15 protein-coding genes are annotated in these 16334 nt (G+C 56.7%); 8 read left to right on the top strand and 7 right to left on the bottom strand.

Going from position 1 to position 16334, the window contains the following annotated elements; genetic code table 11:
* Window positions 1-13 precede the first annotated feature (13 nt).
* From ACFFSY_RS19765 to ACFFSY_RS19755, 3 genes are read right to left on the bottom strand one after another with little or no spacing between them, the layout of a single operon-like run.
* Window positions 14-589 (bottom strand): beta-sandwich domain-containing protein, encoded by a 576-nt coding sequence (locus tag ACFFSY_RS19765; RefSeq protein WP_377497219.1) that lies wholly within the window; start codon window positions 587-589, stop codon window positions 14-16.
* The gene (locus ACFFSY_RS19760; protein WP_377497217.1) at window positions 586-1569 is read right to left on the bottom strand and encodes a cysteine peptidase family C39 domain-containing protein; all 984 of its coding nucleotides are present in this window, start codon (window positions 1567-1569) and stop codon (window positions 586-588) included. Before ACFFSY_RS19760 ends, ACFFSY_RS19765 begins: the two co-directional genes overlap by 4 nt.
* Window positions 1566-2573, bottom strand: a complete 1008-nt coding sequence (locus ACFFSY_RS19755) for an LLM class flavin-dependent oxidoreductase (protein ID WP_377497215.1) — start codon at window positions 2571-2573, stop codon at window positions 1566-1568. The genes ACFFSY_RS19760 and ACFFSY_RS19755 overlap by 4 nt, the downstream gene beginning before the upstream one ends.
* A 394-nt stretch (window positions 2574-2967) precedes the next feature.
* Here ACFFSY_RS19755 and ACFFSY_RS19750 point away from each other — a divergent pair, with 394 nt between their 5' ends.
* Window positions 2968-4776, top strand: a complete 1809-nt coding sequence (locus tag ACFFSY_RS19750; protein WP_377497213.1) for an ABC transporter substrate-binding protein — start codon at window positions 2968-2970, stop codon at window positions 4774-4776.
* 118 nt (window positions 4777-4894) lie between these two features.
* Here ACFFSY_RS19750 and ACFFSY_RS19745 read toward each other — a convergent pair whose 3' ends face one another.
* Window positions 4895-6895, bottom strand: coding sequence for a methyl-accepting chemotaxis protein (locus ACFFSY_RS19745; protein WP_377497211.1), 2001 nt, complete (start codon window positions 6893-6895; stop codon window positions 4895-4897).
* Window positions 6896-7085: 190 nt separating this feature from the next.
* Entirely contained in the window at window positions 7086-7979 is an 894-nt protein-coding gene (locus ACFFSY_RS19740) for a LysR substrate-binding domain-containing protein (RefSeq protein ID WP_377497209.1), read from the bottom strand.
* 123 nt (window positions 7980-8102) lie between these two features.
* Here ACFFSY_RS19740 and ACFFSY_RS19735 point away from each other — a divergent pair, with 123 nt between their 5' ends.
* A complete protein-coding gene (locus ACFFSY_RS19735; protein ID WP_377497207.1) occupies window positions 8103-9578 on the top strand; it encodes a carboxylesterase/lipase family protein in 1476 nt (491 codons plus the stop codon).
* The gene (locus ACFFSY_RS19730; RefSeq protein ID WP_377497205.1) at window positions 9569-10330 is read left to right on the top strand and encodes a sulfite exporter TauE/SafE family protein; all 762 of its coding nucleotides are present in this window, start codon (window positions 9569-9571) and stop codon (window positions 10328-10330) included. Before ACFFSY_RS19735 ends, ACFFSY_RS19730 begins: the two co-directional genes overlap by 10 nt.
* Before the next feature lie 128 nt (window positions 10331-10458).
* Here the strand turns inward: ACFFSY_RS19730 and ACFFSY_RS19725 are convergent, their stop codons facing one another.
* A complete protein-coding gene (locus ACFFSY_RS19725) occupies window positions 10459-11304 on the bottom strand; it encodes a sugar phosphate isomerase/epimerase family protein (RefSeq protein WP_377497203.1) in 846 nt (281 codons plus the stop codon).
* A 70-nt stretch (window positions 11305-11374) separates the two neighbouring features.
* On the bottom strand, window positions 11375-12055 hold the full coding sequence (locus ACFFSY_RS19720; RefSeq protein WP_377497201.1) for a hypothetical protein: 681 nt from the start codon (window positions 12053-12055) through the stop codon (window positions 11375-11377).
* Between the two features lie 228 nt (window positions 12056-12283).
* Between ACFFSY_RS19720 and ACFFSY_RS19715 the strand changes: the two genes are divergently transcribed.
* From ACFFSY_RS19715 to ACFFSY_RS19695, 5 genes are all read left to right on the top strand, one after another.
* Window positions 12284-13126 carry a lipoate--protein ligase family protein gene (locus tag ACFFSY_RS19715; protein ID WP_377497199.1) on the top strand — a complete coding sequence of 281 codons (843 nt, stop codon included), beginning with the start codon at window positions 12284-12286 and terminating at the stop codon, window positions 13124-13126.
* 129 nt (window positions 13127-13255) lie between these two features.
* On the top strand, window positions 13256-13747 hold the full coding sequence (locus tag ACFFSY_RS19710) for a GyrI-like domain-containing protein (protein ID WP_377497197.1): 492 nt from the start codon (window positions 13256-13258) through the stop codon (window positions 13745-13747).
* A gap of 190 nt (window positions 13748-13937) precedes the next feature.
* The gene (locus ACFFSY_RS19705) at window positions 13938-14471 is read left to right on the top strand and encodes a sigma-70 family RNA polymerase sigma factor (RefSeq protein WP_377497195.1); all 534 of its coding nucleotides are present in this window, start codon (window positions 13938-13940) and stop codon (window positions 14469-14471) included.
* Complete coding sequence (locus ACFFSY_RS19700) at window positions 14458-15585, top strand: DUF4179 domain-containing protein (RefSeq protein ID WP_377497193.1); 1128 nt, start codon at window positions 14458-14460, stop codon at window positions 15583-15585. The genes ACFFSY_RS19705 and ACFFSY_RS19700 overlap by 14 nt, the downstream gene beginning before the upstream one ends.
* An 80-nt stretch (window positions 15586-15665) precedes the next feature.
* Entirely contained in the window at window positions 15666-16223 is a 558-nt protein-coding gene (locus ACFFSY_RS19695; protein ID WP_377497191.1) for a VanZ family protein, read from the top strand.
* The last annotated feature ends 111 nt before the right edge of the window (window positions 16224-16334 follow it).

The following is a 16334-nucleotide window of genomic DNA, read 5'->3' as shown; positions in this document are numbered from 1 at the left end:
ACGCCTCCTTTGGTTAGATCAGCGTCATGGCGAAGATATACATGTACGGATTATCCGGCAGTTCGATGGTTTGGAGGGCGGCTTGCGCATCCAGCTCCAGCGTCTGCAGCCAGATGCCGACAGGGAACTGTATCGCCCGGGTGCCCTGCCAATAGAAAGGGAAGCGAAGGCCGACCCGCTCGCCATAACTCAGCTGCTGATAGTCCCACAGTCTGCACAGATCGGATAATCCAAGCTTGCGCGTCTGCCGGAATGTCCGCTCGCCAGCGGCATAAGCGAACGTTATCCCATCCTCGTAATCGCCCCAGGTCGATACGCCGAGCAGCGCCAACTGGCGGTACGGCCGTTCGACGCCGACGTGCAGCGTCTGGCCTTCGCAGCTGATATGGTCATCCTCCGTCGTATCCGTTCTTGGGAATGAGAACGGGATGCCCTGGCACTGAATCGTCTCATTATTGGGCAGATGCAGGCCGGGGAGACTCGTATTCGTATGCTCCATGCAGCCCCAGATGTTCTGCTCCGGCCAGGAGACGCCTTTGGCGTTGAAATACGGTACAAGCCGAACAGCGTAGGCATTCATCGTCGTCATGGCGTCGCCTCTTTGGCGGACAGGTGGCCGAGCAGTTCCGTCAGATCGGCGAGCGCTTGCTTCTCAAGCTGGATTATTTGCGCCAATCTTGACAGGATGTGCTGCGGACTGACGGCGCCTTTCATCTGCAGCTTCTTCAAATTGTTGCGCAGCGAGAACCACTTGCTCGCCAGATTCGCGAGCGTATCCGCCGTGCCGGCTTGCGCAAGCACCAACGCGCCGGGGAGAGCGCGGTGCTGCATGAATAGGACGAATTCCAAGAAGCTCTCGCGGTAGGCCACGATCGGTCTCATCGGATCCCACCAGGCTTCGATCAGGCCCGTGCAATCCTGCTCGAGGGCGAGATCGGCGTACATGCGCTCAAGTCCCGAGACGGCGGCGTCCATCTTGGTCCGCGCCATCCCGAGCTGCCGGATCAACGTCTCTTCCTCAGCGCGCAGCGACGGGGCGGTGATCTCGAAAGCATAAGTGCGGCCATTGAGATGGATCCCGCCGGAGAAGAAGGCGTCGATGACGTCGAAGGCGACCCAGCCGGCATGCTCGGGCACGAAATCGACGACGAACAGCTCGCGCAAGGACGGATTATAGCCGGTAATCAGAATATCGTGGTTGTTATGCGTCTCCCGATAGCAGATCGTCGACCACGGGATATGCCAAATATCGCCGGTCAGCACGATCGTCGAACCTCGTCCAATCACGACTTCCTCGGCCAACGCTTCGAGCGTGCGGCCTTCATGCTCGATGCGGCGCATCCCGTAGAGTCTCTCCAGGTTCGTCCAGAAGGGGGGCGATTCGCTAGGCGCCAGCGCGCTAATGTCGCGAAGAGAGCGGTAATGGAATCCCCAGCTGTCGGAGAATAGCCAATGGAATGGCAGCCCGGACGATTGGATGGAAGAGCAGATCAAATATTCCGTGCAATCGAGCACGTGTCGACCGGACGTGTACAGCTCCGGTCTGGCGAATGTCACCTCTTGGGTCAAGGCGCTACCTCCTGATCGGATGTCTTGAGCGCGGGCAGGACGTACTGGCCGATGCGTTCGATTTCCCGATCGCCGGCCATGCCCGACAACAGGAAATAATCGGCGCCCAGCTCGTGGTATCGTTGTATCGTATCCATCACGTCGCGATAACTGCCGACGATAGAGAGGGCGTGTGCGGTACTGACTTGCGCGATACCCGACCACAGATGGCGGTCTACCCGATGATCCGGATAAGCGAGCAGTCTTCGGTGTTCGGCGATGCCCACGGAATCAATCGATTTCAACAACAGGCTTTTCATTTTCTTGTCCGAGCGGCCGAAGCTTGCGCCAAGCGCCTCGGCAGCCTGCCAGGCGGCTTCAGTCGTCGGTCTGGCAATGACGTCAATCAATAGGCCGCATCGAATTCGGCGTCCGAGCTGTGCCGCTTGTCGCTTGGCGCTGGCGAAGGCGCGGCCCGTCGATTCGAAGTCGGCCGCGTAGACGACGCTGAAATCCGCGTGCCGAGCCGCGATCGCAAGCGCCTCCGGCGAGCTGCCGGCGACGAACAACCGAGGTGGCGGAGCTTGCGGCTTTACGCGGTATTGGCGAAGACGATAGAACTCGCCTTCGTGCGTAATCGAATCCTCGCCGGCTTGGCCGAGTATGCGGACGAACTCCTCCGTGCGCCGGTACCGGTCGCGATGATGGTCAACAATTCCCTCCTTGTGCAGTTCAAAGTGCGAGCTTCCCGTGACAATATTCAGATCGATGCGGTTACCGGCAATCGAATTGAGCGTGTTGACCGCCTTCGCCGTATGCGCGGGCTGCGCCGAATTCGTGTTCTGGGCGACGAGGAACCGCAGCCGGTTCGTTGAGGCTGCCAGCTGGGTCGCCAGAATCCAGGGGTCCATCGCCTGCTGCAGGCTGACGATTAGCGCGGCGTCGAACTGGTTCGCATCCGCGGTCTTCGTTTGCTCCAGAATGTCGGGGTAAGCTTCTCCGTTCAAGTTCCAGCAAAATTCCATCGGCGACGCATCCTTTATTCGAGAATAGGGCTTGCGTACGTTTGGGGCGACCACCTCGATTCATTTCGTTGATCTGGATGATCCGAAATGTATCATTCCAGTTCTGGCTTCTACTGTAAAGCAATGAAGCGATAGGTGCTAGGTCTGAAATTTCGGATTTTCTTGTACATTCTTCAGTTGTATGGGGTCATTTTTTTAGGATGCAACGGGTTTCTTCCCATTTTTTTAGGTGTACGACGATTGTACGGTACAGAAGTCAATCAAGATGCTTGTCTAAAAGGAGCAGGGCGCACCACGCGAAAAATCGGTTTTCCCCTTTTGTTGTCCGCGGTATACTGATGAAAGAAAGCGCGGCGCGCTAATGATACGGACAATGGCAGCAGGGGGAGCGCATATGGTTCAGGAAGAACGGTATATACGATTGTTCGAGTGGTGCACCGATCACCATGGTTCGAGCGAGGAGCACGAGATAACGCTGGACGATCTGGCGAGTCTATGGTGCTGCTCAAGGCGCAACGTCAAGCTCATCATCCGGAGAATGGAGGACGAGGGGCTGATCCGCTGGCAGGCAGGGCTGGGACGCGGGCATCGTTCCCGGATCGTCTTCCATATGGAGCTGGAGAGTTACGTATTCGATCTGGCGGTCAAACTAGCTTCCGCTGGCGCCTATAAGTCGGCGATCGAGCTGCTGGAGCACAACGGCCGCCATACCGGAGCGAATCGCAGATTCATGGAATGGCTAAGCGGCCGCTTCGGTTTCCGGCAGGAAGGCGGGGGAGCGGCAGGCACAGATGTCTTACGGCTTCCCATCTACCGGTCGGTCATCACGCTCGATCCTGCCGATGCGTTCTATGTCTTCGATTCGCATCTGATTCGTCAGGTATTCGATCGTCTTGTCCGCTACGACATCGAGACAGGCAGAATCGTCCCGGGCATCGCGCATGCTTGGAAAGCCGATGAGGACGGGAAGACGTGGACGTTCTTCCTGCGTAAAGGCGTTCGGTTCCATCACGGCCGCGAGCTGACTTCGGATGACGTAGCGTTCTCCATCGAGCGGCAGCGAGCGTTAAGGCAAGACAATTGGCTGTTTCGCAGCTTAGTCCGGGTGGAGCAGGTTGGGCCATGGATCGTCCGGTTCCGGCTGCGCAAGTCGAATTTCATGCTGCCGCGCTTGTTATGCTCGACTAGTATGTCGATCGTGCCGAGGGAGCTGATCTCGTCGAACCCGGATTTCTGGCGGATGCCAGTCGGATCGGGGCCATTCCGTCTCGCCGTCTGGAGCGACGACCGGATCGTGCTGGAAGCGCACGCGGAATACTTCGAAGGCCGTCCGCACCTGGATCTGGTCGAGCTCATCCTGCTTCCGGATGATCTGCCGATTACGGCCAGGTCGCGCAATTGGGGACAGCTGCTCATGGACCACGAGCTTGTGGAGAAGCCGCCGGAGACGGGGTGGGTGCGCAAGGAGAAGCTGTGGATGGGCTGCACGGTGCTTGCGTGGAATATGCGTACAAGAGGTCCTCATCGGCATCCCGCGTTCCGCAGAGCCGTTGATCATCTGCTGGATCGCGAAGGCATGCTTCGGCTAGCCGCTGTGCCACGCGGCGTTCCGGCCTCAGGGTTCAGCGTCCCGCGGATCGACGAGCAAGCGGCCGACGCGCACGACCCGGCGTTGGCAGAAGGCTACTTAAAGGAAGCGGGTTATGCCGGGGAGCCGATCACGTTGGTGACGTACAGTATTCATGAGAAGGATGCGGAGTGGATACGCGCGAGATGCGCGGAAGCGGGTCTCCCGGTTCATATCCGGCTCGAAACCTGGCAATCGATCAGGCGTCCGGGAGCGACCGCGGACGAGAGTTGTCTGCTGTACGGGGTAGGGCTAGGGGATGGGGAAGCGGACGTCATCGAGACCTATGAGCAGCCGAACGGCTTCATACCCGCTTATATGGAACAAGGAATGAAGACATGGGTCAGCGAGCAAATCGACTTGGCTTTATCCGAGCCGAATGAGGATGAGCGCAGCCGCGTCCTTGCCGGAATTGAACAGCGTCTGCGTGAAGAAGCGCATATTCTATTTCTCTTGCACAAGAAGCTGACGACCTATATTCACCCGGCTGTGAAAGGCGTGCGGTTCAACTCCCTCGGCTGGATCGATTTTAACCGGATATGGCTGGATCCAACCGAAGAAACGGGCCTTCATTAGATAGGGGGGCGGATGCTCGGTTAGAGGAAACGACGATGTGATAAAAGCGCCAAAAAGGCATTTCGGCGTCGTTCGCCGAAATGCCTTTTGTGCTGCGCTCAACGGGAACAAGCAAGCGCTAGATTTTGAATTTGGAGACGGCCTGCAGCAGCTTTGCCGCGGTTGATTCCGTATGCCGCATCATATCGGTCAGCTTCTCGGATTGCCCCATCATCTCAGAGGTTTTCTCCGCGATATTCTGCGTGCCTTCCGCATTCTCGTTATTAGAGACGGATACTTCCTGGATCGATTGCGCCACATTCTGGATCGAGGCGAGCAGCTGCTCCGCCGTCGCGCTGAAATCCGTGACGAGGAATTGAATCGATTCCGCATCCTTGTAATATTGTTCGCCGTTAGCCACCATCGCGTTATAATCCCGGATGACCGTCGTATCGATGAACGCCAAAGCTTTCTCCGAGCTCTTCGTCAAGGCGTTGACCGAACTCATGACTTGGCTAGCCACATGCTGGATCTCGCCAGCCGTCTTCGCCGAGTTCTCGGCCAGCTTCCGAATTTCGTCAGCCACGACGGCGAAGCCTTTGCCCGCTTCGCCGGCGCGTGCCGCTTCGATTGCCGCGTTAAGCGCAAGCAGATTTGTTTGAGCCGTGATTTCGAGAATCGAGTCCGTTAAGACGTGGATCTGCTCGACGGCCTTGGCTTGTTCGTTCGCTTCAATCGAATCGGCTTGGATTTCGCCGTGTATATGTTGCGCGGTATTGCGCGAAGCGACCGCAGACTCTTTCAAATGTTCGGCGCGGTCCGAGATTTCGTCGGCCAGGGAGGAACCGTCCTGAGCCTTCACGGCGATCGTAGTGACAGCGTCTTTGATTTGGGTAGAAGTCGCGTTCATCTGCTGCGCCATCGCCGCAGTCTCCTCCATGCCGGCCGACATTTGCTCCGTCGTAGCGGACACTTCCTCGACTTGGGAAGCCAAGGCGCTCATGTTAGCCGAAGAGCGCGTGATGTTATCTTTGACGCTCGTCGTCTCGTCTACGACTTGCCCAAGCACTTCGCGAACCGATCCGGACATTTTGTCAAGCGATTGAGCTAAGTGACCGATTTCGTCCGTGCGCTTCAGCAGCTTGTCAGGCAGCGTATGCGTGAAATCCGCATCAGCCATGACGTTCACATGACCGGAGAGGCGTCTGATCGGATTCGAAATAAAACCTGCGGCAAAGATCGAAATGCCCGCGACCACAAGCGTTGTAATTACGATGAGCAGGAACGTATTACTGATCGATGCGCGCAAATCATGGTAGGCTTCGCTTTCCGGCACGGTGACCATGACTTTCCAGCCGGTCGCCGATACGGTTGAGAAGGCGGCGATTTTGTTCTCGCCTTCGTTGCCCAGGTACGTTGTGACGCCGCGCTGTTCGGTCAGGATCTGGTCGAATACGCGAATGGCGCTGTCGTTCTTGAGCGTTTCTTTGTACGTCTTGTTGATGACGTCCTCGGACGGATGATACATGTTCACGCCGGTTTCGGACAATAATAAACCAAAGCCCGTTTCCTCGACTTTAATTTGCTCGAATTGTTTCTTCAGCGTTTCCACGCTTACGACCGTAATTAGTACCCCTTGGAATTGATTGCTCGTGTTAAAGTAAGGCACCGCAACCGATACGCCCATTTCATCCGTACCCTTGATTGTGAGCAAATCGCTGACTGCCGGTTTGTTCGTTTCTTTGGCCTTCTTGAAATATTCGCGGTCCGATACATTGGTCACCGTTCCGTCGGCGGCCGGGATCAAGCCGTTGGCATCGGTCAGAATTGCCAACGCGACCTCTGGATCGGTCTTCGCAACGTTTTGCAGGGTGTTATATTTCCCCGCGAAATCCATTGCGCCGAAGTTCGGGACACTCTTCAACACTTGCTGCAGCGCACCGATCTTCGTATTGAGCCAGCGATCGGTCGCCGCCGCATTGCTCTCCGCGAGCTGGATTTCCTGTTTGTTAATGCTGTCGGTCAGCTGACTTTTGAACTGGCCCATTTGGATCGACGCCAGACTGACGAGCGGTACCAACGTAAGCAGCAGGGTCGTGAGCGTCAGTTTGAACCGCAAGCTTCTAAGCTTTGTTATCATCCTTCTCTCTCCTTCTGAAGTACGGATCTAGTGCTAGTAGTTGATTTATCGTCACAGACCCGTTCAGAGTTTTGAGGAAGTGATAACCATTGTATGGGGCAAGTTTCAGCGGGAAGCGGAGATCACGGCTGAATCCGTTGGCAGCGAAGTTTAGTAAGGAGCAGCCGCGAGAGCCTTTTACGCTTCCGGCTTATGTCTCTTGCTTGTACGCTTCGGCGAGCTTGGCGAAGTACCGGATCGTAAAATCCCGGAACTTGGCAGTTGTCTGCGTCATGTACCGCTCGCTCGGCCACGATAGCGAAATCGAACGTTTGCAGTAACTTTCCGCAAGCTTCAGCTGGACGACGCCGGGGCCAGTGGAGCCGCCCCATGTGATGGCTGGCAGGAATGCGACGCCTTGTCCCGCGCGGATAAGACCGCGTACAGTAGCCGGATCGTCGCTCTCGAACCGGATGCGCGGCGTGAACCCGGCCAGACGGCAGAACGCGTCAGTGGTCTCTCGAAGCGATTTGCCAGGCGGTAGCGTGATGAAGCTTTCCTGCTTCAGCTCCTTCAAGCTGACCTGTTCGCGGCTAGCAAGCGGATGACCGGCGGGAACGGCGACGACGATGTCTTCTTCCAGCAGCGAGACGGACGATTCGGAAGGCGGGGCGGCGCCGTCGGATAAGCATAAGTCGGATTGCGGCATGCCTTCCTTCAAGAGCGCGGCGTGCTGCAGCAGATGGAATTGCGCTTGCGGGTATTCCTTGCGGAACTCGGCCAGCAAATCCGGCAGCAGATGGGACGAGACGCGTACGTCGAGCGTGATGAAGGAGGACGAAGCGCCCACGGCATCCTGCAGCTGCAGCTTGCCGTCTTCCAGCGACTGCAGCGCGATGTCCACATGGTGAAGGAATAACTTTCCATGCTCGCTTAAGCGAATCGATTTGTTCGTTCGTTCGAACAGCTTCGCGCCAAGCTCGGCTTCGAGCGCCGCGATCATCTTGCTGAGCGCGGGCTGCGAGATATGGAGGCTCTGTGCAGCCTTGGTCATATGCTGCAGGCGCGCCGCAGTCTGAAAGTATTTCAATTGCAGCAGTTCCATTGCGAGTTCTCCCTTTGTATGGATATAACCTATATGTTATGGCGGACATAAATAAATATATATTAGGGTACATGGCAAAGGGAAGCTATAATGGTCACAAACCGACAACAGGAGAAGATGACCATGCTAGTACAAACTTGCTCGGGGCTTGTTCAGGGGATCGCCCTGGACGGGGCATACGTATTCCGAGGCATCCCCTATGCCGCTCCGCCAATTGGATCGCAGCGATTCAAGGCGCCAATGCCGGTCAGCGCTTGGCGGGGAATTCGGACATGCGACCGTTTTGGACCGATCGCGCCGCAGAAGAACGTGCCGAACGGCTTCATGCCTGAACTTGCGCAGTCTGAGGATTGCTTGAATTTGAACGTCTGGACGAGCGGGACTTCCGCAGCGCTGAAGCCTGTCATGGTCTATATCCACGGTGGCGGCTTCGTCTCAGGCAAAGGGGCGGAGTGCGACGGGCTGCGATACGCGGTAGAGGATGGATTCGTCTTCGTCTCGATTAATTATCGTCTTGGGACGCTCGGCTTTTTGTATTTAGGCGAGCTGCTTGGTGAAGAGTATGGAACATCGGGCAATAATGGCATGCTCGATATTGTGGCCGCCTTGCAATGGGTGCAGCGGAATATCGCGGCTTTCGGCGGCGATCCGTCGCAGGTGACCGTCATCGGCAACTCGGCTGGCGCCAAATGCGCGGCAACGCTGTATGCGATGGACGCTGCGCGGGGATTGTTTCGCGGAGTGATCGCGCAGAGCGGGGCCACGCAATCGATAAGAGATCGGCACACCGCGAACACGACTACGATGAGGCTGCTGGACGAGTTAGGCATAACGCGTTCCCAGGCGCATCGTCTGCTTGAGCTGCCAGCCGAGCGGCTAATCGAAGCGCAGTCGGCAATCGGCTTCGATACGTCGCGCAGCCTGCACATGTTCGGGCCGGTGGCGGACGGAAGCGTCATACCGACCGAACCGCTAGGGAGCTTAGGCACCCGCAGCCATCTGCCCCCGCTCCTGATCGGAACGAACGAAGACGAAGCAGCGAGTTTCATCCAAGGCGACCCGCTTCTTTGGCCGCCATCATTGGAGATAGCCGGCCGCTTGTTCGGCACGAGCGCGCCAATCGTATGGGAGTCTTTCGTTCAATATAACGACATTCTTCCTTCCGCCCAAGCGTGGAGCCGAACGTTGTCCGAGCATCTCTACACGATCGGCGCGATGCAGCTTGCGGCCGCGGCAGCCGATGCCGGCGCCTCGGTCTGGATGTACCGGCTCCAATGCGGCGGCCCGCTTGGCGCGATCCATGGCTATGAAGGCAGTCTAATTAACGGCCCGCAAAATGCGGATTCGGCAATCAATCCCGACGATCCGCATAGGGTGGATCCCGAAGATTATCCGCTAGCGCGAGGCATGCGGGCGGCTTGGGTTGCCTTCGCGAAGACCGGCAATCCGAACGTGACGCTGCTGCCAGCCTGGCCCGTATACGATTCGGAGCGCTCGACGATGGTATTCAACCGCGTAAGCCGCGTGCGCACGGACCTGCCGGAGCCAGCCGGCGCGGGCGTTCCACACCAAGTATGGAGGGTCCGCTCATGCAGCTAGTCGAAATTTCTCTTGTTATGATTTTGCTCGGGCTGCTCCTTGGTTTCGTCGGCGCGGGCGGGTCGGGGTTCATAATCGCTATCCTGACCGTCGTATTCGGTTATCCGATTCATACGGCGCTCGGCACGGCGCTCGCGGCAATGTTCTTCTCGTCATTCTCTGGATCGGTCAGCCATTACCGGGAAGGCAACATGGTGTTCAAGACGGGCATCGTCGTCGGCGCAGCCGGCGCGCTCGGGGCCTGGTTCAGCTCCGGCTGGTCCTCGCTCATTCCTGAAGACAAGCTCGGCTGGATGACATCCGGCATGCTCTTCGCCTCGGGACTTGCGCTTTGGTTCAGACTGGCATTCATGCGGAACAAAGCTGCCCAAACCGGGAAGCCCGTTATCGTTCCGACATGGGGGTACTGGATAAACGCGGTCATAGTCGGGGGCGTAACAGGGGCGTTGTCTGGATTGTTCGGGATCGGCTCCACGCCATTCATTCAGTTGGGCTTGATGCTGCTGCTCGGGTTGCCGATGCGGTATGCGGCAGGCACGACGATGCTCGTCATCATTCCGATCGCGTTAGCCGGAGGGGCAGGATACTTCACGATGGGCTTCTTGGACGTGCCGCTGCTGATCGCCGTCGTGGTCGGCACGATGTCCGGTTCTTATGTCGGCGCGAAATTCACGAAGCGGGTGCCGGCCGTGTGGCTGAAGACATGCATGGTCATCACGCCGATGATTGGAGCTACGATCTTACTGCTATAGATGCCATCCATCGGTCTGGTCATGGGCTTGAAATTATGAAGAAGGGGCAGCCTCCGCCGTCAGTAACATTGACGGTGACGAGGCTGCCCCTTTTCGATCGCGAACGCGTATCTTCTGAACGTATTTGCTTACATCGTCGATTGATGGCTGTCTGCTTGTTCGTACTCGTTCTCGATGAATCGCTTCACCGCAGCCATGTCTGCCGTGGAAGCTTCCTCCATAATGATGTCGACGCCTGGCTTGCACGCACGCAGCAGCTTCATGTACAGCGCATAGTTCATCTGACCGAATCCGGCGGCGGCAGTGACGATACGACCGTCGGATCCAGGCAGGCGATCCTTCGCGTGGCAGGCGATAATGCGGCTGCCTAGCAAGCGGAAAGCTTCTTCGATCACTTCGTCTTGCTGGTTGAAATTATCGTCGTTCAACAGATTGCCTGGGTCAAGCACGACGCCTATCGAACTGGATGGCACTTCTTCGAGCATCCGGTGGAGCTGCGGCGCCGTCCCGACGAGATGACCATTAGCCGCCTCCAGGCCGATGAACGTACCCCAGCGTTCCGCTTCTTCGGCCAGTTCTTCGAGCGTCCGGCGCATAACGGTCCAGTCCTGGTCCGTATAATCGCCTCCCGGGTTAACGCCCGTCTCGAAGGCGACGGTCGGACAGCCGAGCAAAGGCGCGTAGCGAAGCAGCTCCTTAAACCGAGCGATGTTCACGCGGCGGCGTTCTTCGTCGCGGTCGAACATGTGTAAGTAACAGCCCAAAACGGAGATCCGCACGTCATGCTTCGCGAATTCCTCCGCAATCGATGCGGCCAATCCAGGGCTCAACTTGCCGGGCTGCGAGAAGTCGACATCGCGAACGGCTTTCCACAAGGCGAGCTGTACGTGGCGAAATCCGGCTGAGCCGACCTTCTCGGCGAGCTCCCGGTAAGGCAAACAGCCGAACAAATGAGCTAATACTCCAACGGACATCGGATGTACCTCCTATAGGGCGATTAGTAGGGCAGGGCTGGTAGCGGTTTTGTCTATGAGCTGATGGCGCTCATTCATTGTCTTGCTGCATGCCGTAATCCTTCGACGTATGCGCGAACAGTTCCTGCGCCGGCTTAAAGTACAGGTGGCCATCCGGCCATGGCTGGAAATGCAAGTCCATTCGGCTCTCCTCCCAGTTAGAAGGCGTGCTGCTCGTTAACAGTTTCTTCGGCAGCGCAGGTTCCTCGACGACGGCGGGGAATTCTTGATAGCCGAACAGCACGTTCTCGTGCATCGCGATGATTTCATACTTCGGACCAAGGAAGGCGCGTTCCTCTTGAAGCTGATAATGAAAGTAAATGTAGCTGGCCGCCATATCCGGCAGGAGGCGGGCGACGCGCCCGACGCGTCGTTCGACTGGCGCATTGCGCTGCCAATGCGCAAGGGATGCCGGTTCGTTGAAATGAAACACGTCGATCATCGGTATCCACTTGCGTTTATTGTCCTCTCCGGGCCAATCCTCCAAATATGCGGCTAGCTCGGGAACGACGCGTTCAGGAGGAATCAGTTCGTCTACGCATTCGTAATACAGAAACAGCTGATGATCCCACTTGTAGCAAGCGACGACGAGCAAAGCCCCTTGCTCGCTTAACGATCTCGGCGTTGCTGCGACTCGCGCGGCGCGTTCGCCCTCGGCTTCGTACTCCTCGGCCAACTGCGCCCTCGCCAACACTCTTGTAATCTCGGACATACCGCGATCCTCCAGCCATTTAAACTTTATGCACCCTAATTATAAGAAATTCGATTAGGCACGCGTCGGTTGAACCGAAAGATCACGGAATTTTAACCGAACTTCACGGATTTTCCGCCTTTCTGCCTGTCTGGCGCCGTCTGGCGCTAGTCCTAGGGCAGAAGAAAAGGTTATAGTGATACTACAAATCAAAACGATCGGATCGTGATCGGAAAGGACAGCCAAGCGATGCAGCATCAGGAGAGGAATGGAATCTTCGATTTATCGAAAACCGGTCAGCCGTTCCGCATTTGGGACCGATCAGCCGTGCCGATGGAGGGGGACGTGCTGAAGCCGTTCGCATACGAGGAATGGCTGGGTAGGGAGATCGGGAGAGGCGAGCAGGGGCCTGGGGTACACATTTGGCGGCATCGCCGCGGCGCTGTGCTCGGTACACGGGACCGGAGACTGCCGCACGCGGAGGACGCCATTCGGGAATTGGAGCATGAGGGATGGTCCGTCGGCGTGCGTAATTCGGGCGGCGCGTTCGTGCCGCTGGACGACGGCGTCGTGAACGTCACCTTGCTGATGCCGAATTCAGACGGCAGAATGGAACACCGGGCCGACTTCCTTCGCATGGTGCGGCTGCTGTCCGTGACGCTATCCGCTTGGGAACTCCACGCGGAAGCCGGCGAGATCGCAGGCGCCTATTGTCCCGGCGAATTCGATGTCGCCGTGGCCGGCCGCAAGTTCTGCGGCATCGCGCAGCGGCGGCAAGTACGAGCCGTCAATGTGCAGGCGTTCGTTGTCGCAGGCGGGAGCGGCCGGCAGCTGGCCGGCGTAGCGGAGCGATTTTATGCGATCGCAGGCGGCGGGCACACGGGCCTGGATTATCCGCGGATCGTCCCGGCTAGTATGGCCAGCATCGCCGAGTTGGCCGTTGACCCCAATCTAAATGCGGAAACTTTTGTTCGAGAGTTGAAGGATGTGCTGATCGGATTAGGCGGCGTGGAAGCACCTCTGCCTATGCCGCCTGAAGGCGAAGTCGCGAATTTGGCGTACAAGCTCCGCGAGCGGTATGATCATCGATGATGGGCTAAAGCGTTGAACTTGCAATTTTGACCTGTGGAAGCGGGAATGCAAATATCGCTGTCACATTTTGCAGGCGATCATCGTCATAGATAAGAATCATGAAGTTATGAATCTTGCTAGGAGGCTGCTATGATGTCGAATTTGTTATCAAAAGCCGAAGTGAACGAACAATCCGGATTTACGTTCGTCGGCACGTCTGCCCGTACGACCAATGCGGCCGAAATGTCCGGACAGGGTGTTATTGGAGCGAAGTGGGAGAGCTTCTTCCGAGATCAAGTGTTACAACAGATTGAACATCGGAAGGATGATACGATTTTGGCTCTGTACACCGATTATGAATCGGACGAGTCAGGGGCTTATACTTACGCGTTAGGGGCAAAGGCCGAGATCGAGAAGCAAGCAGCAGCCCCTTGGCAAACCTTCGTTATCCCTGAACAGAAGTACGTCGTGTTCACGACGCGCACGGGACCCATCCCGGAAGTAGTGGTCGAAGCATGGCAGGCGATATGGGCATGGTCCAAGGACAACGAGCGCGCGTTCACTGCGGATTTCGAGGTATATGACCATCGTGCCGCAGATCCGAAGAACAGCCAAGTGGACATTTATATCGCCGTCAAATAGGAGGGGACTTAACGTGCAGCAGCCGGCATTCGGCTGCTTTTTTATGTTGGAACAAGCACGCTTACTAACCTGAGGAGGTACCTGTGTTATCCTAGGCGCAGACGATTTTATTTATAAAAGTGACCGATTGTAGACCTGTTCGGTCTAATTAATAGCAATACAAAAGAGCAAAGCGAAAGGAGCGCGTCAAATGAACATGACCAAGCTGGCTGCCAAAGCGGTAAACGGCGATGCGGGCGCATTTATCGACCTCGTCAAGCAGCTGGAGAATTCTCTGCATTATATGGCCAAATCAATCGTAAGCAAAGACGAGGATGTGGCGGATGCGCTGCAGGAAACGATCTTGAAGGCGTATAAATCCGTAACGTCGCTGAGAGAGCCGAAGTTTTTCAAAACGTGGATATTCCGGATTCTAATCAACGAATGTCACAATCTGATGGCGCTGCGCTCGCGCGCGGACGTGGTGTCGGAAGTGCCGCCCGCAGCCTCGCAGCAAGACGAATACGCGAAAGTCGATTTGCGGGAAGCGGTCGATCGGTTGGATGAACCTCAGCGGATCGCGGTTATCCTCCATTACTACGAAGATATGCCGCTGCGCCAAGTGGCGCTGGCCCTTGATATTTCGGAGAGCGCGGCAAAAATGCGATTGCTGCGGGCCAGAGATACGCTTCAACGTTCACTATCCACATTTCGAGAGGGGAAGATGAGCTATGGAAACATCTAAAATCGAGAAGGCATTGAAAGGGATGGAAAAGGGACATATGAAGATGTCGCCGAGTGTGCGGGCCCGACTTGACGAAACTTACGCGGTAATCGGCAAGCAGTCGGAGCGAGCGCCTCGGTCGAAATGGTCCCGGCTGCGATTGGCGACGGCTTCCGCAGCGGCTGCGGCGGTGCTCGGCATCGGAGTATTCGCTACCGCTTTCGCGTCTCCGGCGCTCGCGGACTCTATTCGTGACATTCCGGTAATCGGCAGTATATTCAGCACCTTGCAGGGGGATTCGGGCCTTCGTACGGCAGGCGAACAAGGGCTGTTCGCTGCCGCCAACCGGGAGGTCACGCATGAGAACGTAAAGTTGAAGGTGACGGATACGATCTATGACGGCGCCCGCGCCGCTTTCCTGCTGACCATCGAGTCGCCGAACTTAAAGGAGGGCGTCTACGATAATGGCCGAAAGACGATGAAGCTCGGCAACGCGATCGAACAAGTCGTGTTGACGGGGGAATCCGGCGCGGGCGAATTTTCGAGCTTGAACGAGGCGGGCGGCTTGTTCTTTGGCGAGGCGGGCGAGGACTATCCGAATACGCTTGTTTTCGAGCAAGTGCTGCCGTACGCGAAACCAAGCGATGCTCCCGATTCGTTCCAAGGCAAGGTGACGATCAAGCTCGACGGCATCGACCATGAGTTCACTGTCGATATTCCATTCCGTAAAACAGTGCAAGCGGGCATCGAAGTGTCGCCAAATCTCGCAACGGCGAATGACGAATTCGAATTCCGGGTTGTGGAAGTAGGCGTGACGCCGGTTACGACTCGAATCTCGACATCGCTCGAATTCAAAAAGACGACGGAGTTGACGCAAAAGGAAGAGCGACGATTAACTCGCATAGGCATTGCCGTCTTCGACGACCAGGGCCGCAGACTGGCCGCACTGAACGGGGAAGGCATCCTGGAGGGCAACAAGATCACTTATGATCGCCGATTCGCCTCGACGCATGGAACGACTGCATTCTTAACGTTGAAGCCGTTCGTCATCAAGGACGACTTCGCAGAGGACGTCAAGGACGACCAATATTTGAAAGACCTGGAGGTTCGCGTAGAGCTTACGCCAGTCCGCTAAAGCAATACGCGAATGCAGAGCCGGGCGGCGAAGTGAACTTCGCTGCCCGGCGCTCATTAATCAAAGGAGCTGTCCGACCGATGTCCGTCATGTTCACAATAAAATCCTGGCATGTCCTGCTGCCTTTGGCCATCGTGATGTTCGCCGTCATTATGACCCGTACGTTCGTTGCCAAACGATATTCGATCCGGCAATCGGCGCTGCTGACCGCTTTTGCCGCATATGCCATTGGAACGCTTCATTTCGTCTTCTTCCCGGTCGAAGTCAATATAGGGGAATATGCGAATCTAACCCCGTGGTACAGCACGATTCAGTGGATCCCGCTGCTAACGATGGACGCGAAGACATTCCTGCTCAACATGGTCTTATTCGTCCCGTTCGGCCTTGCTCTGCCGCTGCTGCGCGGGTCGAACGGAAGTATAGGGCAGGTCGCATATGCCGCGTTTTGGGTCAGTCTAGTCTTCGAGCTTAGTCAATTAGCGATCCGGGTCGCCGTCGGAAGCGGCAGAATGACGGATATCAACGACTTGATTGCGAATAGCCTCGGCGGCGCGTTGGGGTACGTCATCTATCGCCGGCTTGTCGCGGTGAAGCCGTTCGATCGGCTGCTGCGCGGATTTCGGCTACAATCTCGATGAAGGTTGACGCGATGTTCTTTATGGAGATATTATAGACATATTAAGTCTGTAATAAGTGACCGCAAACTTCAATGCCGTCCTAAAGTGCAGAGAGGTTGCAAAGGAGACGCG

The organism is Paenibacillus aurantiacus, from assembly GCF_042431225.1.
GTDB lineage: Bacteria > Bacillota > Bacilli > Paenibacillales > Paenibacillaceae > Paenibacillus_Z > Paenibacillus_Z aurantiacus.
Note: the sequence above shows the minus strand (reverse complement) of the source record. Positions and strands in the feature narration are given on the sequence as shown.

What these genes read in the sequence shown, in the direction of transcription:
- ACFFSY_RS19765 (WP_377497219.1), bottom strand. Translation starts at nt 589, where the DNA reads ATGACGACGATGAATGCCTACGCTGTTCGGCTTGTACCGTATTTCAAC.
- ACFFSY_RS19755 (WP_377497215.1), bottom strand. Translation starts at nt 2,573, where the DNA reads ATGGAATTTTGCTGGAACTTGAACGGAGAAGCTTACCCCGACATTCTG.
- ACFFSY_RS19750 (WP_377497213.1), top strand. Translation starts at nt 2,968, where the DNA reads ATGGTTCAGGAAGAACGGTATATACGATTGTTCGAGTGGTGCACCGAT.
- ACFFSY_RS19745 (WP_377497211.1), bottom strand. Translation starts at nt 6,895, where the DNA reads ATGATAACAAAGCTTAGAAGCTTGCGGTTCAAACTGACGCTCACGACC.
- ACFFSY_RS19740 (WP_377497209.1), bottom strand. Translation starts at nt 7,979, where the DNA reads ATGGAACTGCTGCAATTGAAATACTTTCAGACTGCGGCGCGCCTGCAG.
- ACFFSY_RS19735 (WP_377497207.1), top strand. Translation starts at nt 8,103, where the DNA reads ATGCTAGTACAAACTTGCTCGGGGCTTGTTCAGGGGATCGCCCTGGAC.
- ACFFSY_RS19730 (WP_377497205.1), top strand. Translation starts at nt 9,569, where the DNA reads ATGCAGCTAGTCGAAATTTCTCTTGTTATGATTTTGCTCGGGCTGCTC.
- ACFFSY_RS19725 (WP_377497203.1), bottom strand. Translation starts at nt 11,304, where the DNA reads ATGTCCGTTGGAGTATTAGCTCATTTGTTCGGCTGTTTGCCTTACCGG.
- ACFFSY_RS19720 (WP_377497201.1), bottom strand. Translation starts at nt 12,055, where the DNA reads ATGTCCGAGATTACAAGAGTGTTGGCGAGGGCGCAGTTGGCCGAGGAG.
- ACFFSY_RS19715 (WP_377497199.1), top strand. Translation starts at nt 12,284, where the DNA reads ATGCAGCATCAGGAGAGGAATGGAATCTTCGATTTATCGAAAACCGGT.
- ACFFSY_RS19710 (WP_377497197.1), top strand. Translation starts at nt 13,256, where the DNA reads ATGATGTCGAATTTGTTATCAAAAGCCGAAGTGAACGAACAATCCGGA.
- ACFFSY_RS19705 (WP_377497195.1), top strand. Translation starts at nt 13,938, where the DNA reads ATGAACATGACCAAGCTGGCTGCCAAAGCGGTAAACGGCGATGCGGGC.
- ACFFSY_RS19700 (WP_377497193.1), top strand. Translation starts at nt 14,458, where the DNA reads ATGGAAACATCTAAAATCGAGAAGGCATTGAAAGGGATGGAAAAGGGA.
- ACFFSY_RS19695 (WP_377497191.1), top strand. Translation starts at nt 15,666, where the DNA reads ATGTCCGTCATGTTCACAATAAAATCCTGGCATGTCCTGCTGCCTTTG.